We start from the raw sequence: 25,583 nt of genomic DNA, 5'->3' as shown, positions 1-25,583 counted from the left end.
ACTGCAATAGATCTATGTAGTCACGCGTACACCGTGTATAAAAATATTGACGGATACGACGTCCAATCCAACCATCCTCTTTAAGGCATATTTCACTTGATTTTGAACATTATGGGCCACTTCAGAGATTTTCGTACCGTAACTAACAATAATGTACATATCTATGTTTAACTCGTCTTCCTCTTGTCTGACAACGACACCTTTAGAAAAATTTTCTTTTCCTAAAATTTCGGACAATCCATCTTTGAATTGCTTTTTAGAAGCCATACCGACTATACCATAGCATTCCATAGCGGCGCCACCAGCAATCGTAGAAACGACTTCCTTTGAAACCGTTACTTGACCATAATTGTTCTGAAACTCAATTGACATATCCATCCTCCTCGGTTCGTAACAATGACTACCGATATTTTACTACAATACAACTCATTTTAAAAGATTATTGATACAAAGACTGGGTGTCAAGTCCTAAAACTTGATAATTATCTAACTCAAACGTTGAAATCAAAGTGCCTCTATGATAAAGTAGAAAAGTAATTTAAAAGAGATTATTGATGAAGCAGGAGGGATTTTCAGATGGCACGTAAATGTCAAGTAACTGGACGTAAAACGACAACTGGTAACCATCGTTCACACGCGATGAATGCCAATAAGCGTAAATGGAAATCAAACGTACAAAAAGTGCGTATCATGGTAGATGGCAAACCTAAAAAAGTTTATGTATCTGCTCGCGCGCTTAAATCCGGTAAAGTAGAACGCGTATAATGAAACAATATACGTAAAAAGGGCTGAACCTTAAAGATTGAATAAATCCTTTAGGTCAGCCCTTTTTTACGTGTTCTTGACTATTCCTTCTTAAATAGCCCCATCATTGACTTAACGATCCCTCCTAAAAACTTAGGAAGCTTAATTGTGTAAAATTTCATCTTCCCCCTCCTATACAAACACCTTTCATCAGAATAAATCTGAGTTAATCACGACTCTTTACAACTATTAATATGCCTTCACTAAACAAATAAGTACCTATTTTTTCTTTCCATTCATTTGAAACGGTTAGTGTCGAACCCCAATGAAGCTCGTGATCGACCAACTCATATAAAAAACCTTTAATCGTGATATCAGACACAACTGGTGATAAAGGAATAAAAGACACATATTTGAAAGAATCATCTCTTACTAATTGGTGGTGACCAGGACTTTTAACCGTTATTTCATTCTGTTCATTACAAATCCAAGCATCGATTCCCTGATCGGTGATAGATTTTAATAACAGAATATGACTGATTTCATGGTCCATTCTTCCACCAGTTGCTCCAAATATATATATGCACCTAGGGTTAAATTTGATCGCATTTTCAATAGCTAACTCTAAATCTGTTTCGTCTTTTTCCTGTTGATAGTAAGTTATATGCTTGGATTTAGATTCTATTCGTTTCAATTCTGTATCATTAACAGAATCGAAGTCTCCGATGGATAGATCGGGGGAAATATCTTGTTCACACAACCTTAACGCTCCACGGTCTGCACCTATCCATAAGTCTATAGGATAATTATGAAGAGGCGGAAGACCCTCCTTAGGGCCTCCCGCCACAATACCGATTACATTCACATTCAACACACCTTATTTGCTATTTGTAACTATCTCTAATCTTTTGAATAGCTAATGGTCGATCTGCTTGATTAAAAACGGCACTTCCAGCTACTAAAACATCTGCTCCTGCATTGACACAGGTCTTAGCAGTACCTTCTTTCACACCACCATCTACTTCGATTTCATAGTTTAGTCCCTTTTCTTCTCTTAACTGGGCTAACTGTTCAATCTTTGATACAGTAGACTCGATAAATGACTGACCTCCAAAACCAGGGTTCACCGTCATAACGAGAACTAAATCGACATCCTCTAAAACAGGTTCGATCAAGGAAACCGGTGTTCCTGGGTTAATAACCACTCCAGGCTTAACCCCTTCATTTCTAATTTTTTGGATTACTCGATGTAAATGAGGACACGCTTCTTGATGGACACTAATGATATTTGCCCCTGCTTTCGCAAAGTCAGAAACATAATCTTCAGGGTTTTCAATCATCAAATGAACATCTAAAGGTAAATCCGTGACCGGTCGAAGCGCTTCGACAATTAAAGGACCTATAGTAATATTAGGAACAAAATGACCATCCATAACATCTACATGAATATAATCAGCATCTTGTTCGACCGTTTTAATCTCATTTGCCAACTCAGCAAAATTAGCTGATAAAATCGATGGAGCTATCTTAACCATGACTAATACCTCGGCTTTCTATTTTTGATTTCCTCATAAAATTGTTGGTAGTGATGATAGCGAAACTCTTCTATTTCACCATCTTGAACAGCTTTTTTTATCGCACATTTAGGCTCATTAATATGATAACAGCCTCTGAATTTGCATGACTCTTCATATAACAAAAACTCACGGAAACAAAAACGTATATCCTCTAACGATAACTCGTCAAACTCTAAAGCGCTAAAACCAGGCGTATCAGCAACAAAACCCCCACCTACCATAAATAACTCAACGTGTCTGGTTGTATGTTTACCTCTACCTAAACTTTTGGAGATATCACCTGTTTCAATGTTTAGATGTGGGTCTAAATTATTTAGGATAGTTGATTTACCAACGCCAGATTGACCCGCTATAACTGAAACTTTATCTTTCAAATACGGTTTTAAAGTAGTCGTTAGATCACCCACCTTACTTGAAACCATCAATACATCATAACCAATTCGCCGATAAATGTCAGCATAGTTCTGCATGATTTCTTGTGTTTCATTATCTAAAAGGTCCTTCTTGCTAAATAACAGCAATGGCTTGATTTCTTTGTCTTCAACTAAGACAAGAAATCGATCAAGTAACAATGGATTGAAGTCTGGTTCGACCATTGATGTGACAATAATAGCCTGGTCGACATTAGCGATAGGTGGTCTGACTAATTGATTGATCCGGTCCTTAACAACCTGAATGGTGCCAACTTGTCCCTCTTCACCATCTTTTGACTCTTGGAGGGTAACTTCAACATAATCACCAACTAAAGGAGTGATTTTTTGATTTCTGAATACACCACGCCCTTTACAGCGATACACTTGATCATCAATCAATACATCATAAAAGCCACTTAACGCTTTGACAATTTTTCCGTGAGTCATGAACTAATCCTCTCCTGATCTTTCATATGGAATTTCTTCCTGTTCATAAAGTTCACCGTCTTTTAACACACGATACATACCAACTTCATCAGGTTCAATAGTGAGTTCAATCGTATATTCAACGTCTTGATAAATAATTTCCTCATGATAAACTTCATCAATACTATTGTCCTGATCTTCAACAAAAATCTCGACATGTTGACCCAACTGCTCATTATTCTCATCATCATCTAAGTAATCTAGATCCTCATCGTAAGTAACCGTGAAGGATACCTCTTCTGTAATCGGCTCAAGTTCAGGTCCTTCTGAAATATAAACAGTCACTTCATCACCCTGGTCTAATTCTGAATTAGCACTAGGTTCCTGTCGAATGACTCGATCCTCTGATACCTCATCAGAATGTTCCTCTTCAGTTACTAAGGATAGTTCTTCTTCCTGAACATACTCTTGAACTTCCTCTAAAGTCCAATTCCTAAATGATGGAATCGTGATCTTCGGTGGACCAACACTAACATCAAATATCACTCTCGTATCTTCAGGGATGATTTCCTCGCCTGCATCAGGTTGGATCTGTCTGATAATTGATCCCTCAGGCTCTTCAGATTCTCTTTCATATGAAATGACTTCACGATAACCATTTGATTCTAAGTATCGACGAGTCTGTTCATAATCACTGCCTACATAATCAGGAAATTCTATTTTTTCCTGTCCTAAACTAGTAAATAAAGTAACATCTGAACCTTCTTTAACAGTTGAGCCACTTCTTGGAGAGGTACGAACGATATGACCTTCTTCAATTTCATCGGAAAATACCGATTCACGCTCAACTTCTAGATCTAGATTGGATAACTCAGTTACCGCTTCCTCATAAGTATAGCCCTCTAAGTCTGGAATGGTTACATCTTCTGGCATAAATAGACTTGGTAAAACAAACAAAGCTACAATAAATGCCGTAATAAGAATGGCGACTAAAGACGATAAAAAAATCACCCACTTCTTAGACCTTTTCTTAGGTTCTTGCTGAGAGTCCTGACTACTACCTGCTCCTGCTGTATGGTCCTGTTCGTGGCCATCGTCAGCCTGGATTGCAGGAATGACTTTTGTATCCTCCCCTTCTTCTTCAGGAGGAATATAACGGGGTTCATGAAGTCTGGAAGAATCAAACACCGTCTCTAAACTTGCTCTAAGTTCCTCAATAGAACTGAAGCGATGAAGTGGATTTTTAACTGTTGCTTTTAACACCACATTTTCTAGACTTTGAGGAATGTCGGGATTGAATGACCTAACGAATGGTGGGTCTGTTTGCATGTGCTTTAAGGCGATCGAAACAGCAGACTCTCCCGAAAAAGGTAATCGTCCTGTTAATAATTCATATAAAACAATCCCTAATGCATAGATATCAGACTTTTTAGTTGCAACGCCTCCCCTAGCTTGTTCTGGCGATAGATAATGAACTGAGCCTAATACATCATTCGTCTTTGTTAGTGCCGTTGAACTTAGTGCTCTAGCAATACCGAAATCTGTGATTTTAACCTTACCTTGATGATCAATTAATATATTTTGAGGTTTAATATCACGGTGGATAATACCGTTATCATGTGCATGTTTGACAGCTTCAGATAACTGAATCATAATACGTACTGCTTCATCCATAGAAACAGTGCCTTTTTGTTGGATATATTCTTTTAACGTCGTACCATCTACATGCTCCATCACCATATAATAGATGTCGTCTTCTTCACCAACATCATAAATACTAACGATGTGTTCATTCGATAAACTAATCGCAGATTCTGCTTCACGGCGAAAACGTTCGATAAACTCTTGGTTGTCCGAATACTCCATTTTTAGTATTTTAATAGCCACGTTTCGGCCAAGAATTAAATCTTTAGCTAAATAGACATTAGCCATTCCTCCGCCACCAATATATTGGATGATTTTATAACGATCATTTAACACATTCCCTATGACCATGATGAATCACCTTCTTCATCATGAGATAATTGAATTAATGCAACCGTAATATTATCCTCCCCACCACGCTGATTGGCTTCATTTAATAAATTATCAACCTTATTTTCCATTGATTCCTCTTCAATAAGACGGTCTAACAACTCGGAGTCTGATAATTTATTCGTTAACCCATCCGTACATAGAAGACAGTATGAGTGATCTTCCCAATCAAAAGACAATGTATCAACAGTTACTTCATTTTCGGTTCCTAATGCACGAGTGAGAACATTTTTTCGTGGATGTGATTCCGCTTCTTCTTTAGTTATATGACCTTGTAGGACAAGTTCATTAACGAACGAGTGGTCATCTGTTTTCTGATCTATTTCCCCGTCGTGGATATGATACAAGCGACTATCTCCAATATGTCCTGCTATAACCTGTTGATCAATGACAGATGCTGCGATTAAAGTTGTTCCCATTCCGGCACATTCCTGATGAATTTCTGCATGTTGTTTTAAGACTTCGTTCGTATCAGTGATCACATTTTCTAGCCAATCTTTCAGTTCATTAACATCAGTGAACTGATTCATATGTTCCCATTCTTCTCGTAAATGTTCGACCGCTAGGCGACTAGCCACATCTCCAGCTTGATGACCACCCATTCCATCAGCAACAACTGCTAACAGTTGACCATCGACATTATAGAAAATACCACCAGCGTCCTCGTTTGCTTCTCGAATTTTCCCTTTGTCAGTTTTAAAAACTGCATGCATAGGTTCATGCACCTCTTTTCATCTATTTCAAAATTTCTTCTTTCGTATTCGGGTCATAAAAAATCCATCAGCATCAAAGTCATGTGGGAATATTTGGATTCCATAAGGGGTTAACCCTGCTAATCCACTACAAGCATCCGGTAATTCTTCAAAGAATGTAGGATCCACCTCATATTCCGTTAACTCCTCTAAAAGCTGAATCACTTGCTCTTCATTTTCTTGGCGATCAACTGTGCATGTACTATATACTAGTTTACCATTTTCCTTTAATAAAGGAAGAACTGAGCGTAATAAATCGGATTGGATTTTTGCTAGCTGTTCGATATCTTTTTCTGATTTTTGATATTTAATATCTGGCTTACTTCGTAGAACACCTAAGCCAGAACATGGTGCATCCAATAAAATACGATCAAATTGTTGCTCTGGATGAATTTCTTGAAGGTTTCGACTGTCATACGCTCCAGTCTGAATAATCGTTAGTCCTAAGTCTGTCGCCTTATTCTTTACTAAGTTAACTTTCTTTTCGTGCAGATCATAAGCAAAAATCTGACCTCGGTTGTTCATTTTCTCAGCTATATGTGTAGTCTTCCCACCAGGTGCACTACACGCATCTAAAACTGTCATATCAGACTTTACATCTAACATTTCTGAAACGAGCATCGACGTTTCATCTTGAATCGTTAATAGGTTTGGGAATAGCTCACTATGTAAAACATTTCCCTTTTTAATAATCAACCCTTGATTAGATAACTCGGAACGTTTTACTTCAATTCCTTCATTTTTAAGGTGACTGACCGCTTGATCAATTGTAATCTTTAAAGGTTGAATACGAGCCGAAACATTTTTAGCATAAACATTTGATTCGCACATTCTTTGAACGGTATCAAAACCGTATTGTCGCTCCCACCTTTTAACAAGCCATTCCGGGTGGCTTGTTTCAATTGAGAGTCGTTTAATTGGGTCTGTAATTTGTTCAGTTGATGGGACACCTTTTCTTTGAATATTACGAAGAACTCCATTAACAAATCCACTAATTCCTCGATGACCTTTCTGTTTAGCAATGGTTACTGCTTCATTAATTATCGCGTGGTCAGGCACTTTAGAAAGATAATATTTTTGGTAAACAGATATTCTTAATAACCAACGCACCCATGAGTCAATTTTCTTTCCCTTTATAAATGGTTCTAAAAAATAATCAAGTGTCAGCTGACGTTGTAAGGTTCCATATACTATTTCTGTTAGTAATCCTTTATCTTCTTGTTTTAATTGATGTTTACCCATTGCCTGATTAATTAAAATATGGCTAAATCCACCTTGATCACCGATGCGATTTAATAATGTAACTGAAATCTCTCTCACTGATGGCTTTCCCATGTGATCACCCTAACTTTTCACCAATTTTAAAATAGTCCTTGGAACCACGCAGGAAATCGGCCGTTTTCATGCGATTCTTTCCAGATGGTTGGATTTCTGTTAGTAAAATAGCTTTCCCATCTCCTGTTGCAATAACCAAGCCTTGTTCTTGTATATCAATGATCGTTCCAGGAGCTTCTTCAGTCGTTTGGTTAAGCTTCTCGCCCCACCAGACCTTAATTGTCTGATAGTTATAAGTGGTGAAAGCTACCGGCCATGGATGTAAACCACGAATGTGATTATAGATTGCCTCTTGAGAGTTAGTCCAGTCAATTCTTTCTTGATCACGTTTAATATTATAAGCAAAGGTTGCTTCATGGTGATTCTGTGGCTCGGCATCTATTTCTCCTCTAATCAATTTAGGCAGTACTTCCTTTAGTAACGTCGCTCCTACTTGTGATAGCTTGTCATGAAGCGTTCCAACATGATCACTCTCTTCAATTTCAACTGATTGTTTTGCAATCATATCCCCAGCATCCAAGGCTTCTACCATATACATAATCGTTACCCCTGTTTTTTTCTTGCCCTCTAAAATCGCATAATGAATAGGTGCTCCACCTCTTAACTCTGGAAGTAAGGATGCATGCACATTAATACACCCCAGTGGTGGCACCTCCAAAAGCTCCTTTGGCAAAATTTGGCCAAAAGCCGCCGTCACAATTAAATCAGGGTTATAATCTAGTACATCTTGATACTCATGCTTAATCTTCTCTGGTTGAAGTACTGGTATTTCATGTTCTTGTGCACAAACCTTTACAGGGGAAGGAGTCAGTTTACGTTTCCTTCCTTTTGGTCGATCCGGCTGAGTCACGACAGCTACAACGTCATATGTTGAATTAATTAACTCCTCTAGAATAGGTACACTAAAATCTGGCGTTCCCATAAATATAATTCTTTTCGACATAAAAAATCCCTTCTTTTTCTACATAAAATAGTATGGTTCAAAATCAATGGTTAAATATAAATCATTTTTATTCACATCTTTTTGAAAAGTAGCTAATACGTTTTGTAAGGCTACATCAACTTCTTCACGCTTTTTATATTTTATCATGCATTGGTAACGATAACGATCCTTTATACGGAGCATTGGAGAGGGTGACGGCCCCATCAGTTGACTCTCAGCCGAGAGTTCCCGTGCTAACATATTAGCGATTTGTTGTGACGCTTCAACCACTTTAACATGGTTCTCATGGGAAATATTAATTAATACTAAATAAAAATAAGGCGGATAAGCAAACCGTTTACGAATTTGCATTTCACGTTGAAAGAAAGCTTGATAATCATAATTGGCAGCTAGCTCAACAGTGTAGTGTTCAGGTGTATACGTTTGCACAATGACCTCACCGGGAAGTTCATGTCTTCCTGCCCTTCCACTCACTTGAGTTAATAGCTGGAACGATTTTTCGGCTGCTCGAAAATCAGGTAAGTGAAGCATCGTATCGGCTGCAATGACACCTACTAAGGTGACATTTTCAAAGTCAAGGCCTTTAGCAATCATTTGAGTACCTAGGAGTATGTCTGCCTCATGGTTTCCAAATTTCTTTAATAGTTTCTCATGTGCTCCTTTACGACTGGTTGTATCTACATCCATTCGAATAATCCTAGCATGTTCAAACTGTTGTTGTAATGCTTCTTCGACTTTTTGAGTTCCCGTTCCAAAAAAGCGAATAGCGTCACTTTCACAATTTGGGCATTGATTTGGCATCGGGTGTTCATCACCACAATAATGACATTTTAATCGATGATTGGTTCTGTGGTATGTCATGGAAATATCACAATGCGAGCACTGTACGGTTTCACCACACTCACGGCACATGACAAAAGTCGAATACCCTCTTCTATTCAACATAAGAACAACCTGCTCACCATTATTGATTCGTTTATTGATTGCTTCTACAAGCAAGTCTGAGAACATCGTCCGATTGCCTTTTTCAAGTTCCTTCCTCATATCAACGATCTCCATATGAGGGAGTGATTGTTCGTTGACACGTTCTGTTAACTCCAAGAGGTGGTAAACACCCTTTAAGGCACGTGCGTACGATTCTAAAGTTGGAGTTGCACTTCCTAATACAACCGGACAATCATGATAATCGCCACGGTATTTGGCAACCTCTCGTGCATGATACTTAGGATAATCCTCCTGTTTATAAGTTGTCTCATGTTCTTCATCAATAATAATAATTCCTAAGTTTTCAAATGGTGCAAAAATGGCCGACCGTGCACCGACAACAACTCTCACTTCTTTACGATGAATTTTACGCCATTCATCATATTTTTCCCCCGTTGATAAACCACTATGTAAAACAGCAACCTCATCTCCAAATCTTGATTTGAATCGAGTCACCATTTGAGGGGTTAAAGCAATTTCAGGTACTAACACGATCGCTTCTTTCCCCTGTTTTAACACTTGTTCAATTGATTGTAGATATACCTCCGTTTTTCCACTACCGGTGATCCCATGTAAAAGGAACATGTCGTGTTGGTTTTGCTCGATTGACTTTAAAATTGGTGAGATCACTTGCCTTTGTTGTGTAGTTAACGGAAGTGGATAGCTATGTTCATCTCGATTAGTATCAGGGCCTCGGTAAACTTCCTTTTGCACCAATTTAATTAAACCTTTTCGCTCAAGCGCTTTAACTGGAGCTCTAGTGATTTGCAATTGCTCTAAAAGCTCTTTTAATCGTACTGAATTTTCTTGTTTAATCATATAGTCTAAAACATCATATTGTTTTCTAGCTTGTTTACCTAATTCCTCTTGATGTTCTATTAACCGTGGTAAATCAACCGAGTGCTCTACATAAGTATCTGTTTTGACCCGATTCTGGCCTTTTACAACGTATCTAACTTCTATTTGGCCCTCTTTAATCAATTGTGTAATTTCCTGAGGACTAATATTTGCCTCTTCTAATTCTTGAAATAAGAAAACTTCTCGACCTTGGGTGATCAAACGCCAAGCATCAGGTAATTCCTCTTCATCAGTCAGTAACCAAATTTCCTTTTCATATTTGGCTTTAAATACTGCTGGTAACATCGCTTGTAAAGCTGATACTCTAAAACACAAGGTCTGTTCTTGTAACCATTTGGATAAATCTATTAGTTCTGGTGTTAGGATAGGCTGATAATCCATAACCGAGTCAATCGGTTTAAGACGATCGAATTCACTATGATCAGTTGTCTCAACGACAAACCCCATTACCTTCCTTGGACCAAAAGGCACAATCACACGAATCCCTGGTTTTACAACTGATTGAATGTAAGTAGGGATTTCATAATCGAATAATGAATCGATTGCTGAAGCAGCAACATCCACGACAACCTTAGCTACTTTCACGATGGATCACCCTTTTGGTCCTCGATAAAAACAGACCATAATTGACTAGCTATTTCTTGTTTAGTTTGTAAAGGAATGGCCTTACTCTTCCCACTCTTTGTGAGTACGTGTACAGCATTAGTATCAGACTTGAAGCCTGAATTTTCTTCACTAATATCGTTAATAACGACTGCATCAAGGTTTTTTCGGGTAAGCTTCTCTTGCCCGTAATCCAGTAAGTGATCAGTTTCTGCTGCAAACCCAACTAGGTATTGAGTTTGCTTCTTCTCACCTATCGTTTTTAAAATATCTTCTGTACGTTCTAACTCAATAGAGAGATCGCCATCTTTCTTTTTCATTTTATTAGAGAATTGTTGCTTCGGACGATAGTCAGCAACTGCAGCAGCTTTTATAATCATATCTTGCTGTTCAAACCGAGACACGACCGCTTCAAACATCTCCTTTGCAGACTGTACAGGAACCATCTCCACACCCGGAATAGGGTCTAACTGTACTGGTCCACTAACTAATGTCACATCAGCCCCAAGATCTCTGGCTTCAGTTGCTATGGCGTACCCCATTTTGCCTGATGAGTGGTTCGTGAAAAACCTTACAGCATCGATGACTTCAACTGTAGGGCCTGCCGTTACCAGCACCTTTTTACCTCGTAGCGTTTGTTGTTTACTTTCACGCGTTGCGATTACATCGATAATATTTTCTGGTTCTTCTAGGCGTCCTTTACCAACATAACCACACGCTAAATAACCATTCCCGGGTTCGATAAACCGGTAATCATATGTTTCTAACGTCTTTAGATTTTCTTTAACGGCAGGATGATCATACATATGTACATTCATAGCTGGTGCTACATAAACTGGAGCTGTTGTTGCTAATAAAATAGTCGTTAACATGTCATCGGCTAAACCATTAGCCACTCGTCCTAGCAAATGCGCTGTCGCTGGAGCTAAAATAACGATATCAGCCCAATCAGCTAAATCAATATGTGCAATTTTCTCCGGATTTTTTTCATCAAAAGCATTGGTGTAAACAGGGTTTCTGGATAAAGCTTGGAAAGTCAGTGGGTTAACAAATTGTGTTGCACCTTCTGTCATGACCACTTTAACTTCAGCACCTTGTTGTACTAATTTACTTGTTAAAGCACAAGCTTTATAGGCCGCAATTCCACCGGATACACCTAATAGTACGTTTTTGTTTTTTAGCATAACCTCTCCTCCAAATTGAACCTAGTCATAAAGAAAAAACAACCTGACTCGCAGGTTGTTTAAACATTTGTGTAAGGTAAGTCAATTGTACTCAAAGTCGGTGAAACATCAATTATTTAACCACCAAACTGATGAATGACAACACCCACCTGCAAGCGTTTGGTGTTAGTCTTCAGCGCCAGTTACAGATAACTTTTCATCGATCACTTCTTCTAACGCCTGCCCAACATGCTTAGTTGACTTATAACTGTCCAGCATATGATTTTTCTCATCATGAAGCTCTCTGGCACGTTTAGCTGAAGTAATGACGATTGCGTATTTTGAATCAATCTTTTTAAGTAAATTATCAACCGATGGCTCTAAGATCATAAAACATCACTCCCCAGTGCTTTTTTATATTGTTTTGCTATTCTCTCACGTTTACAATGTTCACTCAAGACTATTGCTTCAATTCGTTTAACGGCTTGGTCAATTTGGTCATTGACGACAACATAATCATAAGCATCCATCATATCAATTTCTTTCTTTGCCTCTAATAATCGATTCTTAACTAGATCCTCAGATTCTGTCCCACGACTAATAATTCGATTTTTTAATTCTTCAAGACTCGGTGGGAATAAAAATATAAATACACCTTCAGGGAAATTTTCCTTCACCTGCATCGCACCTTGAACTTCTATTTCTAAAAAGACATCTCGTCCCTTATTCAACGTTTGTTCAACATATGCCTTTGGTGTTCCATAATAATTCCCAACATACTCAGCATACTCGATAAATTCTCCCTCTTCAATCATTCGCTCGACTTCTTCTTTCGTTTTAAAAAAGTAATCAACTCCATTTTCTTCACCTTCACGTGGGTTTCGAGTTGTTACTGAAATCGAATATGCTAAATCAGGATCTTGCTCAAATAACGCTTTTCTAACTGTTCCCTTTCCAACACCAGATGGTCCAGAAAGAATAAACAGGATACCTTTTTCACCTTTCAAAACATTTCCTCCTAGTTGTCAATGTTCATATCTTCATTAACGACACGTTGTCCGACTGTCTCAGGTTGGACAGCTGATAAAATGACATGATCACTATCGGTTACAATGACTGCTCGGGTACGTCTTCCGTATGTAGCATCCACCAATTTATTGTTGTCACGAGCAACCGTAATAATACGTTTAATCGGGGCTGATTCGGGTGATACAATCGAAATAATTCGATTGGCTGAAACAACATTTCCAAACCCGATATTAATTAATTTTAGATTCATTCTACTATACTCCCCTAACATTTTGTTCTATTCATATAATATACTATTATAGTCTAAATAGAGTCAAAAACTCAAATTTCATTCAATATTTTGTACTTGTTCTTTAATTTTCTCTATCTCACTCTTTAAAGCTACAGTAATCTTACTTATGTTTACGTCATTAGATTTTGAGCCAATCGTATTTGTTTCACGATGCAACTCTTGTGTTAAGAAATCCAATTTGCGCCCAATCGGCTCATCTAACTCCAGTAACTCTCTCATTTGTTCAATATGAGAGTGCAAGCGTGTCACCTCTTCAGTAATATCTCCTTTATCAACCAATAACGCTACCTCTTGAAGCAACCGACCTTCATCGACTTGATAATCCTGCAAACTCTCCTTTAACCGGGCTATGACTTTATCCTGATAGTAAGATTGAATGGTATCCTTCTTTTCTTTTAGGGTTTGAATATGTTGATCAATTTGGTCAATTCGCATTAAAATATCTTTATGTAAAGCTGATCCTTCTTCCATACGCATGTTCAAGACTCGTTTTAAAGCTTCCTCTATTGCAGTGAGAATGGGTTCTTCAAGGGTCGTATCAAAATCACTTAGTTCTTCAACTGAGAAAACATCATCCAATTGCAGTAAATGATCTAATTGTAGATCCCCTTGAATAGATGTAGAGTTTTTCACCTCTTTGACCCGTTCGATATACTGATTGAGGATCGACCAATCTACGTTAATTTGCTTTTCCTTAAGGGAATCACCATTAATATTAATGTAAATGTCGACTCTTCCACGTTCAATATATTGATTGACTAGTCTTTTCATTCGTTCTTCTAAAACTAATAATTCGCGTGGCATTTTGAATGAACAGTCAAAAAAGCGATGATTCACTGTTTTAACTTCAACTGTTATGGTTGAGTTCTCCAATTTTTGATTAACCTGTCCATAACCTGTCATACTAGTAACCATTTCAATCACCCACTTTATATATTCTCTATTATTGTGGCATTAAACCAAACTTGTTTTCAACTGATATTAATATAAATCTATATCTAACAGCTATTTATTCATGATATACTTAGTGATTATGAGGTGATAAAAATGCCATTTGACGGAATTGTGACTCGTGCCGTTACACATGAGTTAAAAGAAAATATTGAAGGTGGACGAATTCAAAAGATTTATCAACCAACAGATAGCGAAATCATTATAAATGTGAGGAAACAAGGGAATAATCACAATTTATTAATTTCAACACATTCTAGTTATGCTAGAATCCACTTAACCAATCAGAAATACACAAATCCTAAAGAACCTCCTATGTTCTGCATGGTATTAAGAAAATATTTAGCTGCTGGGTTCATTGATTCCATTGAGCAAGTTGATTTAGAAAGAATTATTCATATATCTGTAAGAAGTAAAGATGAAATTGGTGATGAAAAAAACAAAACACTCATCATTGAATTAATGGGGAAACATAGTAATGCCATTTTAGTTGACCCAGAACGTCATGTCATCTTAGATAGTTTAAAACATGTGAGTCCAGCACAAAACAGACATCGAGCGATTTTACCAGGTCAAACATATATTACTCCGCCTGAACAAGGTAAACTAAACCCTTTAACATTAGATGGTGAAACTTTTGTTAAGAAGTTAGATTTTAATCAGGGGAAATTGGAGCAGCAGATGCTACGATTATTAATGGGCTGTTCACCTGTTGTGACCCAATCTTTAGCTCAACAAGCTTATCTGGGTACCAATGATACGTATATAAAGGTCTTTGATCAATTTCAACAGCAACTTACCAACCATCAATACATGCCAAGAATTTTCACTGGTCAGAACGAAGACTTTCATGTGCTTGAGAATGTGGCATTAGAAGGTGATGAATCACACTTTTCAAACGTGAATGAGATGATCGATACGTTTTACAAAGGAAAAGCAGAACGTGACCGAGTTAAGAATCAAACTCACGATATCATGCGTTTACTTAAAAATGAAAAATCTAAAAATGAACGCAAAATTGACAAGCAGCAAAAGACTTTAAAAAAGGCTGAAAAAGCAGATGAGTACCAAAAGTACGGAGAGTTGTTAACCGCACACTTACACTTGGTTAAACCTGGTGATGAAACGGTAGACGTGGTCGATTATTATGATCCGGACCAACAGCAAATAACCATTGAACTAAATCCAAATAAATCACCAAGTGAAAATGCTCAACATTACTTTAAGCAGTATCACAAACTAAAAAAATCTAAAGAAGTCGTTCTGGTTGAGATTGAAAAAGCCAAACGGGAAATTGAATATCTTGAGCGACTAATCCAACAACTAGAACAAGCTCGTGAGGATGACATCGAGGATATTCGAGAAGAACTTCAAGAAGAAGGTTACTTGAAGCAAAAGCAAACAAAGAATAAGAAAAAGAAGAAAAAGCAACTTTCACCCGATCGCTATCGCGCTTCAGATGGTACCGAGATCTATGTTGGAAGAAATAATAAACAGAATGAGTTTGTCACGAATCGATTAGCCAATAAAAACGACATTTGGCTTCATACCAAAGATATTCCTGGGTCACATGTCATTATTCGTTCTCATGACCCTAATGAAACAACTATCTTAGAAGCTGCACAAATTGCTGCATACTATAGTAAGGCTAAACTCTCATCTTCTGTTCCAGTTGATTATACCTATGTCAAACACGTTAAAAAACCAAACGGAGCAAAACCGGGGTATGTGATTTACGATAATCAGCACACCATTTATGTCACACCAGATGAAAAATTAATCAACCAACTAAAAGATAAAGTTAATTAATTTCTTGAAAATAATGAGGCTGAGACAAAAGTAATTTGGCTAAAGGCTTTCCAAAACGATTGGTTCAATTTAACGTTTTGGAAATATACTTCGCTTTCCGCGAGAGGCTCAGGAGCCTCCTTATGCAGGAGTCTACGTATATTTCCTATGCTAATCCAATTCACTTTAGCATCCCTTTACTTCTTTATGTCCCAGCCTCTTTCAGTTAATGATAAAAGATTGTCGTATCATCAAGCAATTAGGCTCCAATATCGCTAACTAAGAACCAAATCATCACGCCATGCAAGTAGGTTATCTTGTTCACTCTTAGCGATGTCATTCCGCTCCACTAATTGACCAATAATATCATCAAAAGTGACTAAAGATTCATGAGTTAAATTCGCATCCACGAAGTTGTCCTTAGCACAAGATAAACCATAAGTAAAAATTGAAAATACTTTCTCAACGTGACATCCTTCATTCTTTAAAGCGTTAGCCACTTGTATAGCACTTTGACCTGTAGAAACTAAATCCTCAATAACCACGACTCGATCACCCTTCCTAAACGAGCCCTCGATCAAGTTATTAAGCCCATGTTCTTTCGGCTTACTTCGTACATAGATCATAGGCAGGTCTAACTGTTGTGAAATAAAAGCCGCATGGGGAATACCAGCTGTTGCACAACCCGCAACAATATCTACTTGTTCATGATCCATCTCTTTTATAAAGGCCTGTGCGATCATGTTTCGAATTTCGGGATAAGACATCGTTAGTCGATTGTCACAATAAATTGGCGATTGAATTCCAGATGACCATATAAATGGATCAGCCGTATCTATTTTAACCGCTCCAATTTCAATTAATTTATCTGCTATTCTTTGACGTAAGATAAGGACCACTCCTTTAACATCCTTTGATAAGCTTCATTAGGTTGACAAGCCTTTGTCACACTTCTTCCGACAACAATACAATCACTATTAACCTTTCTAGCATCAGATGGTGTTGCGATTCGCTTTTGATCATCAGGATGATCATTAGAAAGACGAATCCCAGGACAGACAGTTATAAACGTTTCACCACAAATTGATTTTATTACCTCGACTTCACGTACTGAGCAAACCACGCCATCAACTCCACTTATTTGACTTATTTTAGCGTAATGCTTTACCGTATCTTCCATCGAATGATGAATTAAAAGATCATTCTTCAAGGAATGATCGTCCATTGAAGTCAATTGAGTAACAGCTAATAGCTTAGTTTGATTTCCCGATGCTTCAATACCTTCCTTAGCTGCCTCAATCATTTGCCGACCACCAGCGCTATGAACATTAATAAAGTCAAGCTCATAGTCACTTAGGCTTTTGATTGCTTGTTTAACCGTGTTAGGTATATCGTGTAATTTTAAATCAAGAAAAATAGGGTGATCTTTACTTTTTAAGTAATCTAATACTTGATGACCTTCAGCGTAAAATAGTTGCATCCCAACTTTAACTGGAATCCCTGCTAATTCGTGAGTCTCTAAAAATAATTTAGTTTCCTCTAAACTATGAAAATCTAAAGCGAGATAGACGGATTTACACATGAATCGAACATCACCTCCTTTAAGGAAGAGTAACCATACTTTGATAAGGTGTCTGGTAACTGTAAAATGATGTTTTGACAAATATACGGGTCTTGAAAATTAGCTGTTCCTACCGCTACCGCATTAGCACCGGCTAATAAAAATTCTAAGACATCTTCTGCTGAGGTAACCCCTCCCATGCCGATAATCGGTAACTGTGTTTGCTGCCGAACTTCATAAATCATTCGTATGGCAATCGGCTTAATTGCTGGTCCTGAAAGCCCTCCTGTTTGGTTGGCTAACAAAGGCTTCTTACCAGATAAATCTAGCTTCATCCCTGTTAATGTGTTAATCATGGATAACCCATCTGCCCCTGCCTGTTCTACGGCTAGCGCAATGTCTGCGATGTTCGTTACATTTGGTGAAAGTTTTACGAATAATGGTTTTGTTGTGACGGCTTTAACGGCATTAGTTAATTCAAAAGCTAGCGTAGGGTCTGTACCAAACTGAACTCCCCCTTCTTTAACATTTGGACAGGAGATGTTAAGCTCTAACGCTTTAATCACAGGTTGTTGATCTAATTGAGAGGCGACTTTAACATATTCCTCTTTTGTACGACCTGCTATATTGGCGATTATCGGTGTTTGATAATTGTCAAGGAATGGAAGATCCTCTTTAATAATCTGGTCGACACCTGGGTTTTGTAGGCCAATTGCATTTAGCATACCTGATGATGTTTCAGCAACACGTGGTGTGGGATTCCCCAAACGAGCCTCTTGAGTTGCGGCTTTTATCATGATCGCACCTAATTCGTTTAAATCATAAAACTTACTAAACTCTTTACCAAAACCGAAGCAACCTGATGCTGGCATGATCGGATTCTTAAGTGGTAAACCTGCTATATTCACTGAAAGATTCATAGAATCACCTCATCTGCATTGACAACTGGGCCATCCTTGCAAATTTTAATATAACCTTTGTTACATCGAGTTTGACAAACACAGGCTAAACAAGCTCCAATCCCACAACCCATTCGTTCTTCAAGTGATAAATAACCCTTTATATCTGACAATTGACTTTGAACGGACTTTAACATCCCATTAGGTCCACAGGCATAATAAGTCGTAAAGCTACCCAATGAAGCGATTAATTCTGTTACGAGACCCGAATAACCATAAGAGCCATCATCTGTCGTGATCCACGTCTTGGCAATCTGGCTAAACTCACTTTCATAAAATATCGCTTCACTCGTCTGAAATCCTAATACTGCAGTAACATGGTTATGTTTAGATAGCTCTTTAGCAGCATAGTATAATGGGGGAACACCAACTCCTCCACCTACTAGTAGGATACTTTCACCTTTATGTTGTTGGAGTGAGAAACCATTACCTAATGGACCTAACCCATCTATTTCATCGCCTATTATCCTGGTACTTAACCAGTTGGTCCCGTGGCCGACTACTTTATAAATAATAGTGATCGACTTCTCTTCTCTGTCAACATCTGCAATGCTGACAGGTCTCCTTAACATAAACTCACTCACCTGACCTATTTTCAGGTGAATAAATTGACCTGGTTGACTAAGTATTGGTAGCACTTCACCTTGAAGTCTCATCTCATACGTATCTAAAGCCAGTTGATGGTTTTCAATAACCCGAAGACATTCTAATTTCACGAGGAGACCACCACCTCATTTTTTGGCATGGCACTTGCTGTAAATGTCATCGACTCAATCACTGACAACATAGCCTCTGCGGTATCTAGCGATGTTAAACAGGCAATCCCACGTTCCACGGTTTCCCGACGAATTTTAAAACCGTCCGTATAAGTCTGCTTTCCACGTGATAACGTATTAATCACTAGTTGGACTTTGCCTTCTTCAATCACATTTAAGATATGGTGATTATGATCATCAATTTTTTGAACCGTATTAACAGGTAACCCTGCTTTTTGGATGGCTTTTGCTGAGCCTTGTGTTGCATATAATTCAAAGCCTAGTGAATGAAAGCGATTAGCTAGTTTAATCATGTCCTTTTTGTCCGAATCAGCAACTGTTAATAAAACTGCTCCTTCTGTTGGAACCTCTAACCCCGAAGCGATAATTCCTTTATATAAAGCTTTATCTAAATAGTGATCTCTACCAATCACTTCACCAGTAGATTTCATCTCTGGACCTAATGTAATGTCAACGCTACGTAACTTCTCAAAAGAAAAGACAGGAACTTTAACCGAAATAACATCATCTTCTTCGACTAAACCACTTTGATAACCTAAATGGCTTAGTTTTTCTCCAAGCATGATTTGTGTAGCTAGGTTGGCCATTGTCACCCCAGTTACTTTACTTAAGAATGGAACGGTACGGCTGGACCTAGGATTGACTTCTAATACGTATAATTCCTCTTCGTGATAAACAAATTGAATATTAATTAAGCCTTTGACCTGTAATTTCTGCGCTATTTGAGTCGTGATCTGCACACACTTCTCTTTAATCACCTTAGGAATACTTTGTGTTGGATAAACGGCGATAGAATCTCCTGAATGGACACCGGCACGTTCAATATGTTCCATCATTCCCGGAATCACCACGGTTTCTCCATCACTTATTGCATCAACTTCTAGCTCTTGACCAATTAAGTAACGATCAATTAAGACAGGGCGATTTGGGTGGACACTCACGGCTTCTTTTATATATCGTTTTAATTCAGATTCTTCATGAACAATCTCCATCGCACGGCCACCTAACACATAAGAAGGTCTAACTAAAACTGGGTAACCAACTTCTTTAGCAAGTGCGAGTGCCTCAGATTGACTAGTTGCTATTCTCGCTTCTGGTCTAGCAATAGTTAACTCTTCTAGGGTTTGTTCAAACAGGTCGCGATCCTCAGCACAGTCTATAGATGCTTTTGAGGTACCTAGAATCTTTACACCACGCTGTTCTAAGTCATCGACTAAAGAAATAGCCGTTTGTCCACCAAATTGAACAATGACCCCATCAGGTTGCTCATGATCAATGACATGCATCACGTCTTCAATGGTTAGTGGCTCAAAATAAAGCTTATCGGATATATGGAAATCCGTTGATACTGTTTCAGGGTTATTATTAATGATAATCGCTTCATAGCCTGCTTCTTTTAAAGCGATCACTGAGTGAACCGTCGCATAGTCAAACTCAATACCCTGGCCAATTCGAATGGGTCCTGATCCTAAAACGACTACCTTCTTGTTAGTGGATTGAATCGATTCATTTTCCTCTTCATAACTGCTATAAAAATATGGAGTTTGTGATGTGAACTCAGCTGCGCATGTATCAACCATTTTAAAAACAGGAGTTAATCCATTCTCTTGACGCCAACGGTAAACTTGAAGTTCATCACATTGCCATAGTCTAGCTAGTGTTTCATCCGAAAAGCCTTTCTCTTTCGCTTGTTCCGTTAAATCAACACACCAGGCTTCGTGTTGTAATTTTTTCTCAAGTTGAATTAACTGTTGGAATTTGAATAAAAACCAACGATCAACCTTAGTCAATTCATATATTTCTTCCAATTGAAATCCTCTTCGAAAAGCCTCAATTAAAAGAAAGATCCTTTCATCATCCGCTTTAGTCATACGTTCTATCAAATCAGTTGTTGTTAGATACTCTAACTCTGGTAAATACAACTCATTCGTATTAATTTCTAACGAACGAATTGCTTTTTGAATCGACTCTTCAAACGTTCGACCAATAGCCATCACTTCACCAGTTGCCTTCATTTGTGTACCTAGTTGACGATTGGCCGCTTGGAATTTATCAAATGGCCATCGAGGAATTTTGGAAACTACATAGTCAAGAGCTGGTTCGAAGTGCGCGTAAGTAGTTCCTGTAACTGGGTTGTTCATCTCATCTAAGGTTAATCCGACAGCAATTTTGGCAGCGAGTTTTGCAATCGGGTATCCAGTAGCTTTAGAAGCTAAAGCAGATGACCGACTGACTCTTGGATTCACTTCTATCACATAATAATCAAAACTGTCTGGATCGAGAGCTAATTGAACATTACAGCCACCTTCGATTTGTAAAGCTTTAATAATTTTTAAGGAAACATTTCTTAACATCTGGTATTCCCGATCACTTAACGTTTGGGAAGGAGCAACGACTAACGAATCTCCTGTATGAATACCTACTGGATCAATATTCTCCATGTTACATACAACAATTGCATGATCATGGTGGTCTCGCATCACTTCATACTCAATTTCTTTAAACCCTGCGATATTTCGCTCGATTAAACACTGGCTTGCTGGGGATACAGCTAACCCATTTTGAACGACCTCAAGTAACTCATTGTAGTTATAACACATCCCCCCACCAGTGCCACCTAGCGTATAAGCAGGTCGCACGATGAATGGATAACCGATCTTCTCGGAAAATTCCACAGCCTCATCAACACTACTGACAATCGAACTTTCAGGAATTGGCTCATTTAAATCAATCATTAGTTGTCTAAATAACTCTCGGTCTTCTGCTTGTTCAATGGCATGTAAATTAGTACCTAATAACTCCACTTGATAAGCTTCAAGCACCCCTCGTTTATTAAGTTCTATGGCTAAATTTAAACCCGTTTGACCTCCCAATGTGGGAAGAATAGCATCTGGTTTTTCTTTGCGAATAATCTTTGCTAAAAATTCCGGTGTTAATGGTTCCATATAAACAACGTCCGCTATCGTTTCATCTGTCATAATTGTAGCTGGATTGGAATTAGCTAATATAACTTCATACCCTTCTTCTTTCAAAGACTGACAAGCCTGTGTTCCTGCATAGTCAAATTCTGCAGCTTGCCCAATAATGATCGGGCCAGAACCAATGACTAAGATCCGACGAATGTCTGTACGTTTTGGCATGTTTTTACTCCCCCTATATTTTGCTCTTCTTCAATACGTGTTAAAAACTGGTCAAATAGATGATGACAATCTTGAGGTCCTGGAGAGCTCTCTGGATGAAATTGAACTGAGTAAACCGGGTGATCCGTATGAGCTAATCCTTCTACCGTTCCATCATTTATTGCAACATGAGTGATTTTTAATGGTGTATGGTTAACTGAAGCTTCGGAAACGGAATACCCATGATTTTGTGATGTCATCCACACCTCACCTGTTTTTAAGTCTCTGACGGGATGATTACAGCCACGGTGACCAAATTTTAACCCCTCTGTGTTGGCACCACAGGCTAAAGCAATTAATTGATGTCCTAAGCAAATACCGAAAATCGGCAATTTCCCTATCAAGTTTTTGACTAATTCAACTCCTTCAGGGACATCCTTGGGGTTCCCAGGGCCATTAGATAAAACAACGCCATCTGGCTGCATTTGTAGTAATTCATCAGCTGTAACATTGTAAGGGACCACCGTCACATGACAGCCGCGCTCGGTTAACTCGCGTAAAATCCCATGCTTCATTCCATAATCGACTAGGATCAATCTTCTTCCACGCCCAGGGACAATATAGGGCTTTACGGAAGATACCTGCGAAACTTGATCATTTCTCAAAGGTGTTTGAACAAGTTGGCTTACTTGATTTTCTACATCATCTAAATGATCGGTAATAATTGCTTTCATCGTTCCACGCTCACGAATATGTCTAACTAATCGCCGTGTATCGACTCCTTCAATACCAGGCACATTCTTTTGTTTTAAGTATTCATCTAACGATTGTTCACTTCTAAAATTTGATGGAAATTGAACACATTCTTTAACGATTAACGCGTTTAAAGCAGGTCTTACCGTTTCAAAATCATCTCGATTAATTCCATAGCTACCGATAAGAGGGTAAGTCATCACCACCATCTGTCCACAATATGATGGGTCTGATAGGGTTTCCTGATAACCAGTCATCCCTGTTTGAAACACGACTTCCCCTATTTGATCAGTCGTTGTTTCTCCGAAAGCTCTACCCTTAAACACTTGACCATCTTCCAAGATTAAATAACGCTTAGACATAGATATCCTCCTCCTGCCAGACAACCTCTCCATCTACCATGGTCATCGTAGGATTTCCTTTAACTTCCCATCCAGCAAATGGCGTATTATGACCTTTTGAATAAAAGGTTTTGGGATCAATTATCGATGTTTCATTTAGATTGACTAAGACAAGATCGGCAGGTTGACCGATTTCAAGTTTTCCATATGGTAAATTGAAAACTTTTGCCGGTTTAATGGTTAACCAATCCACTAACTGTTCTAAGGTAACTATATTGGTTTGAACAAAATGGGTATAAAGTAAAGGAAATGCCGTTTCCAATCCGACGATTCCAAATGGAGAATGAAGAAAACCTTGGGACTTCTCATCACTCATATGTGGTGCGTGATCAGTTGCAATACAATCAATTGTCCCATCTAATAAACCTGCAATTAACGCTTGACGGTCTTCTTCACTTCGAAGGGGTGGGTTCATTTTAAAATCAGCTTGATCGCCAGGAATATCGTGTTCTGTTAGAAGTAAGTGATGTGGGGTCACTTCAGCCGTTACAGGAATTCCTACCCGTTTAGCATCACGTATGATACGAACAGATTCTTTCGTACTAACATGACAAACGTGATAGTGACATCCTGTTGCTTCAGCCAATAATAAATCTCTGGCAATATGTACAGATTCACTAATAGAAGAAATACCGGGAAGGTTCAATTCTTTATTTCTCTTACCTTCGTGCATGACACCTTGATTAACAAGTGAATTTTCTTCACAATGTGCCACAATGGAAGTTTGATGCTTACTTGCTAATTGCATCGCCTCATGCATCTTACCAGCCGTTTGGACACCGACACCATCGTCAGTGAAGGCTACAGCTCCTAATTGTTTTAATGATTGAACGTCAACTAATTCTTTACCTAATTGACGTTTAGTAATAGCCGCATATGGTAGAACGCGAACATGACCATGTTTACTAATTAACTCATTAACATATAATAAATTCGCCTGATCATCTGGAACTGGTCGAGTATTTGGCATTGCACATACGGTCGTAAAACCACCTCTTGCTGCTGCTTTTGTCCCAGTTTCAATTGTTTCTTTAGCTTCACCTCCAGGTTCACGAAGGTGCACATGAATATCGACGAAACCTGGGAGTAAGTATTGACCTTTTCCATCGATCACATGATCAACTTCACCAATTTCCAGCTGACCAATAGCTTTAATCTTTCCGTTTTCTACTAAGACATTGACCTCTTCTTTCATTGACAGTAGTCGCACTTGCTTAATAATGATTTTCATGTAAAACTCCTCCTTTTTGTATGCAAAAATCTATAATGGCTTGGCGAATATAAACGCCATTATTCATCTGTTTGAAGATTCTTGATCGATCACATTCCACCAGTTCTGAATCAATCTCTACTCCCCTGTTAACCGGTGCAGGATGCAGGATGATACTTCTAGGTTTCATTTTTCGTTCTCGATCTTTCGTTAAACCATACTGTTGTAAATAAGAATGAGAATTGACTAAACCACCATTTTTATGTCTTTCCTTTTGGACACGCAATAACATGAGTACATCTACCTGTTTAATGGCTTCGTCCATCGCAATATATGGGTAAGGTAAAGTTGGATCCTGCCATTCCTCTTCAGCGACTAAAACTACATCGGCTCCTAGTCGATGAAGGACACGGGCATTCGATTTGGCTACACGGCTATGTTTGATATCACCACAGATTGCAACACTAAGACCGTTAAACCCACCAAATTCTTGTTTAATCGTTAACAAATCGAGTAATGATTGACTCGGGTGCTCGCCCGTACCGTCACCTGCATTAATTAAAGGAACATGAAGATCAGTATATATTCCTTCATAAAATTGTTCATCTGGATGGCGAATAACGATAAAATCGGCCCCTAAAGATTCAATAGTCTTAACCGTGTCATAAAGTGACTCTCCTTTAGTGACACTTGATGTTTCCTTAGAAAAAGAAAGCAAGTTGATATTCATTTGATGACAGGCCATTTCAAAGCTGAGCTTTGTTCTAGTTGAAGGTTCATAAAATAACAAACTTCCAGTCAATTTAAACTCATATTGATTTGATTGACCGTCAATAATCAGTTGAGCTTGGTCTAACAAATAATTAATTTCATCATTTGTTAGATCGTTCATGGTTAATAAGTGCACAACAA

The 25,583-nt window shown here is 38.3% G+C and carries 25 protein-coding genes; 2 read left to right on the top strand and 23 right to left on the bottom strand.

The genetic code is table 11. The annotated features are described in order from the left end of the window. Window positions 1-12: 12 nt before the first annotated feature. Window positions 13-372, bottom strand: a complete 360-nt coding sequence (locus tag HWQ49_RS01305) for an Asp23/Gls24 family envelope stress response protein (protein WP_188205764.1) — start codon at window positions 370-372, stop codon at window positions 13-15. Window positions 373-576: 204 nt separating this feature from the next. Here HWQ49_RS01305 and rpmB point away from each other — a divergent pair, with 204 nt between their 5' ends. Beyond that, entirely contained in the window at window positions 577-765 is a 189-nt protein-coding gene (gene rpmB, locus HWQ49_RS01300; RefSeq protein ID WP_188205763.1) for a 50S ribosomal protein L28, read from the top strand. Window positions 766-845: 80 nt separating this feature from the next. Here rpmB and spoVM read toward each other — a convergent pair whose 3' ends face one another. The 14 genes from spoVM to HWQ49_RS01230 form a co-directional block, all read right to left on the bottom strand. Then, entirely contained in the window at window positions 846-926 is an 81-nt protein-coding gene (spoVM, locus tag HWQ49_RS01295) for a stage V sporulation protein SpoVM (RefSeq protein ID WP_188206498.1), read from the bottom strand. 44 nt (window positions 927-970) lie between these two features. Beyond that, window positions 971-1,609, bottom strand: coding sequence for a thiamine diphosphokinase (locus HWQ49_RS01290; RefSeq protein ID WP_188205762.1), 639 nt, complete (start codon window positions 1,607-1,609; stop codon window positions 971-973). Between the two features lie 19 nt (window positions 1,610-1,628). Beyond that, on the bottom strand, window positions 1,629-2,279 hold the full coding sequence (gene rpe / locus HWQ49_RS01285) for a ribulose-phosphate 3-epimerase (RefSeq protein ID WP_188205761.1): 651 nt from the start codon (window positions 2,277-2,279) through the stop codon (window positions 1,629-1,631). A gap of 2 nt (window positions 2,280-2,281) precedes the next feature. Continuing rightward, the gene (gene rsgA / locus HWQ49_RS01280; protein ID WP_188205760.1) at window positions 2,282-3,181 is read right to left on the bottom strand and encodes a ribosome small subunit-dependent GTPase A; all 900 of its coding nucleotides are present in this window, start codon (window positions 3,179-3,181) and stop codon (window positions 2,282-2,284) included. 3 nt (window positions 3,182-3,184) lie between these two features. Next, window positions 3,185-5,155: a Stk1 family PASTA domain-containing Ser/Thr kinase gene (gene pknB / locus HWQ49_RS01275; protein WP_188205759.1), complete on the bottom strand. Its 1,971-nt coding sequence runs from the start codon at window positions 5,153-5,155 to the stop codon at window positions 3,185-3,187. Next, window positions 5,146-5,907, bottom strand: coding sequence for a Stp1/IreP family PP2C-type Ser/Thr phosphatase (locus HWQ49_RS01270; RefSeq protein ID WP_188205758.1), 762 nt, complete (start codon window positions 5,905-5,907; stop codon window positions 5,146-5,148). Before HWQ49_RS01270 ends, pknB begins: the two co-directional genes overlap by 10 nt. A 27-nt stretch (window positions 5,908-5,934) precedes the next feature. Then, window positions 5,935-7,281: a 16S rRNA (cytosine(967)-C(5))-methyltransferase RsmB gene (rsmB, locus tag HWQ49_RS01265; RefSeq protein ID WP_188205757.1), complete on the bottom strand. Its 1,347-nt coding sequence runs from the start codon at window positions 7,279-7,281 to the stop codon at window positions 5,935-5,937. 4 nt (window positions 7,282-7,285) lie between these two features. Beyond that, on the bottom strand, window positions 7,286-8,224 hold the full coding sequence (gene fmt, locus HWQ49_RS01260; RefSeq protein WP_188205756.1) for a methionyl-tRNA formyltransferase: 939 nt from the start codon (window positions 8,222-8,224) through the stop codon (window positions 7,286-7,288). A gap of 18 nt (window positions 8,225-8,242) precedes the next feature. Further along, on the bottom strand, window positions 8,243-10,651 hold the full coding sequence (gene priA / locus HWQ49_RS01255; protein ID WP_188205755.1) for a primosomal protein N': 2,409 nt from the start codon (window positions 10,649-10,651) through the stop codon (window positions 8,243-8,245). After that, a complete protein-coding gene (gene coaBC / locus HWQ49_RS01250; protein ID WP_188205754.1) occupies window positions 10,648-11,853 on the bottom strand; it encodes a bifunctional phosphopantothenoylcysteine decarboxylase/phosphopantothenate--cysteine ligase CoaBC in 1,206 nt (401 codons plus the stop codon). Before coaBC ends, priA begins: the two co-directional genes overlap by 4 nt. A 165-nt stretch (window positions 11,854-12,018) precedes the next feature. Further along, window positions 12,019-12,222 (bottom strand): DNA-directed RNA polymerase subunit omega, encoded by a 204-nt coding sequence (gene rpoZ, locus HWQ49_RS01245; protein WP_223154925.1) that lies wholly within the window; start codon window positions 12,220-12,222, stop codon window positions 12,019-12,021. Beyond that, complete coding sequence (gene gmk, locus HWQ49_RS01240) at window positions 12,219-12,839, bottom strand: guanylate kinase (RefSeq protein ID WP_188205753.1); 621 nt, start codon at window positions 12,837-12,839, stop codon at window positions 12,219-12,221. Before gmk ends, rpoZ begins: the two co-directional genes overlap by 4 nt. Before the next feature lie 11 nt (window positions 12,840-12,850). Beyond that, window positions 12,851-13,111, bottom strand: coding sequence for an extracellular matrix/biofilm regulator RemA (gene remA, locus HWQ49_RS01235; protein WP_017186428.1), 261 nt, complete (start codon window positions 13,109-13,111; stop codon window positions 12,851-12,853). Between the two features lie 78 nt (window positions 13,112-13,189). After that, window positions 13,190-14,068, bottom strand: coding sequence for a YicC/YloC family endoribonuclease (locus tag HWQ49_RS01230; RefSeq protein ID WP_188205752.1), 879 nt, complete (start codon window positions 14,066-14,068; stop codon window positions 13,190-13,192). A 132-nt stretch (window positions 14,069-14,200) separates the two neighbouring features. On the opposite strand from HWQ49_RS01230, the gene HWQ49_RS01225 reads away from it, so the two are divergent. Next, window positions 14,201-15,913, top strand: a complete 1,713-nt coding sequence (locus HWQ49_RS01225; protein ID WP_188205751.1) for an Rqc2 family fibronectin-binding protein — start codon at window positions 14,201-14,203, stop codon at window positions 15,911-15,913. A 254-nt stretch (window positions 15,914-16,167) separates the two neighbouring features. Here the strand turns inward: HWQ49_RS01225 and pyrE are convergent, their stop codons facing one another. The 8 genes from pyrE to HWQ49_RS01185 are packed head-to-tail and all read right to left on the bottom strand — an operon-like array spanning window position 16,168 to window position 25,578. Further along, complete coding sequence (gene pyrE / locus HWQ49_RS01220) at window positions 16,168-16,791, bottom strand: orotate phosphoribosyltransferase (protein WP_188205750.1); 624 nt, start codon at window positions 16,789-16,791, stop codon at window positions 16,168-16,170. Beyond that, window positions 16,764-17,474, bottom strand: coding sequence for an orotidine-5'-phosphate decarboxylase (gene pyrF / locus HWQ49_RS01215; protein ID WP_188205749.1), 711 nt, complete (start codon window positions 17,472-17,474; stop codon window positions 16,764-16,766). Before pyrF ends, pyrE begins: the two co-directional genes overlap by 28 nt. After that, on the bottom strand, window positions 17,447-18,373 hold the full coding sequence (locus tag HWQ49_RS01210) for a dihydroorotate dehydrogenase (protein ID WP_188205748.1): 927 nt from the start codon (window positions 18,371-18,373) through the stop codon (window positions 17,447-17,449). Before HWQ49_RS01210 ends, pyrF begins: the two co-directional genes overlap by 28 nt. Beyond that, window positions 18,370-19,128, bottom strand: a complete 759-nt coding sequence (locus tag HWQ49_RS01205; RefSeq protein ID WP_317450890.1) for a dihydroorotate dehydrogenase electron transfer subunit — start codon at window positions 19,126-19,128, stop codon at window positions 18,370-18,372. Before HWQ49_RS01205 ends, HWQ49_RS01210 begins: the two co-directional genes overlap by 4 nt. Further along, entirely contained in the window at window positions 19,125-22,328 is a 3,204-nt protein-coding gene (gene carB, locus HWQ49_RS01200) for a carbamoyl-phosphate synthase large subunit (protein ID WP_188205747.1), read from the bottom strand. Before carB ends, HWQ49_RS01205 begins: the two co-directional genes overlap by 4 nt. Next, complete coding sequence (locus HWQ49_RS01195; protein WP_188205746.1) at window positions 22,295-23,422, bottom strand: carbamoyl phosphate synthase small subunit; 1,128 nt, start codon at window positions 23,420-23,422, stop codon at window positions 22,295-22,297. The genes carB and HWQ49_RS01195 overlap by 34 nt, the downstream gene beginning before the upstream one ends. Next, window positions 23,415-24,692: a dihydroorotase gene (locus HWQ49_RS01190; RefSeq protein ID WP_188205745.1), complete on the bottom strand. Its 1,278-nt coding sequence runs from the start codon at window positions 24,690-24,692 to the stop codon at window positions 23,415-23,417. The genes HWQ49_RS01195 and HWQ49_RS01190 overlap by 8 nt, the downstream gene beginning before the upstream one ends. Next, window positions 24,676-25,578 carry an aspartate carbamoyltransferase catalytic subunit gene (locus tag HWQ49_RS01185; protein ID WP_317450889.1) on the bottom strand — a complete coding sequence of 301 codons (903 nt, stop codon included), beginning with the start codon at window positions 25,576-25,578 and terminating at the stop codon, window positions 24,676-24,678. Before HWQ49_RS01185 ends, HWQ49_RS01190 begins: the two co-directional genes overlap by 17 nt. Window positions 25,579-25,583 lie beyond the last annotated feature (5 nt).

Source organism: Alkalibacillus aidingensis (genome assembly GCF_014595945.1).
Taxonomy (GTDB): domain Bacteria; phylum Bacillota; class Bacilli; order Bacillales; family Alkalibacillaceae; genus Alkalibacillus; species Alkalibacillus aidingensis.
This window is presented reverse-complemented; position numbering and strand designations above follow the sequence as displayed.

Coding starts and splice junctions, on each gene's coding strand:
- HWQ49_RS01305 (WP_188205764.1), bottom strand. CDS start 372: ATGTCAATTGAGTTTCAGAACAATTATGGTCAAGTAACGGTTTCAAAG.
- rpmB (WP_188205763.1), top strand. CDS start 577: ATGGCACGTAAATGTCAAGTAACTGGACGTAAAACGACAACTGGTAAC.
- spoVM (WP_188206498.1), bottom strand. CDS start 926: ATGAAATTTTACACAATTAAGCTTCCTAAGTTTTTAGGAGGGATCGTT.
- rpe (WP_188205761.1), bottom strand. CDS start 2,279: ATGGTTAAGATAGCTCCATCGATTTTATCAGCTAATTTTGCTGAGTTG.
- rsgA (WP_188205760.1), bottom strand. CDS start 3,181: ATGACTCACGGAAAAATTGTCAAAGCGTTAAGTGGCTTTTATGATGTA.
- pknB (WP_188205759.1), bottom strand. CDS start 5,155: ATGGTCATAGGGAATGTGTTAAATGATCGTTATAAAATCATCCAATAT.
- HWQ49_RS01270 (WP_188205758.1), bottom strand. CDS start 5,907: ATGCATGCAGTTTTTAAAACTGACAAAGGGAAAATTCGAGAAGCAAAC.
- rsmB (WP_188205757.1), bottom strand. CDS start 7,281: ATGGGAAAGCCATCAGTGAGAGAGATTTCAGTTACATTATTAAATCGC.
- fmt (WP_188205756.1), bottom strand. CDS start 8,224: ATGTCGAAAAGAATTATATTTATGGGAACGCCAGATTTTAGTGTACCT.
- coaBC (WP_188205754.1), bottom strand. CDS start 11,853: ATGCTAAAAAACAAAAACGTACTATTAGGTGTATCCGGTGGAATTGCG.
- rpoZ (WP_223154925.1), bottom strand. CDS start 12,222: ATGATCTTAGAGCCATCGGTTGATAATTTACTTAAAAAGATTGATTCA.
- remA (WP_017186428.1), bottom strand. CDS start 13,111: ATGAATCTAAAATTAATTAATATCGGGTTTGGAAATGTTGTTTCAGCC.
- HWQ49_RS01230 (WP_188205752.1), bottom strand. CDS start 14,068: ATGGTTACTAGTATGACAGGTTATGGACAGGTTAATCAAAAATTGGAG.
- HWQ49_RS01225 (WP_188205751.1), top strand. CDS start 14,201: ATGCCATTTGACGGAATTGTGACTCGTGCCGTTACACATGAGTTAAAA.
- pyrF (WP_188205749.1), bottom strand. CDS start 17,474: ATGTGTAAATCCGTCTATCTCGCTTTAGATTTTCATAGTTTAGAGGAA.
- HWQ49_RS01210 (WP_188205748.1), bottom strand. CDS start 18,373: ATGAATCTTTCAGTGAATATAGCAGGTTTACCACTTAAGAATCCGATC.
- carB (WP_188205747.1), bottom strand. CDS start 22,328: ATGCCAAAACGTACAGACATTCGTCGGATCTTAGTCATTGGTTCTGGC.
- HWQ49_RS01195 (WP_188205746.1), bottom strand. CDS start 23,422: ATGTCTAAGCGTTATTTAATCTTGGAAGATGGTCAAGTGTTTAAGGGT.
- HWQ49_RS01190 (WP_188205745.1), bottom strand. CDS start 24,692: ATGAAAATCATTATTAAGCAAGTGCGACTACTGTCAATGAAAGAAGAG.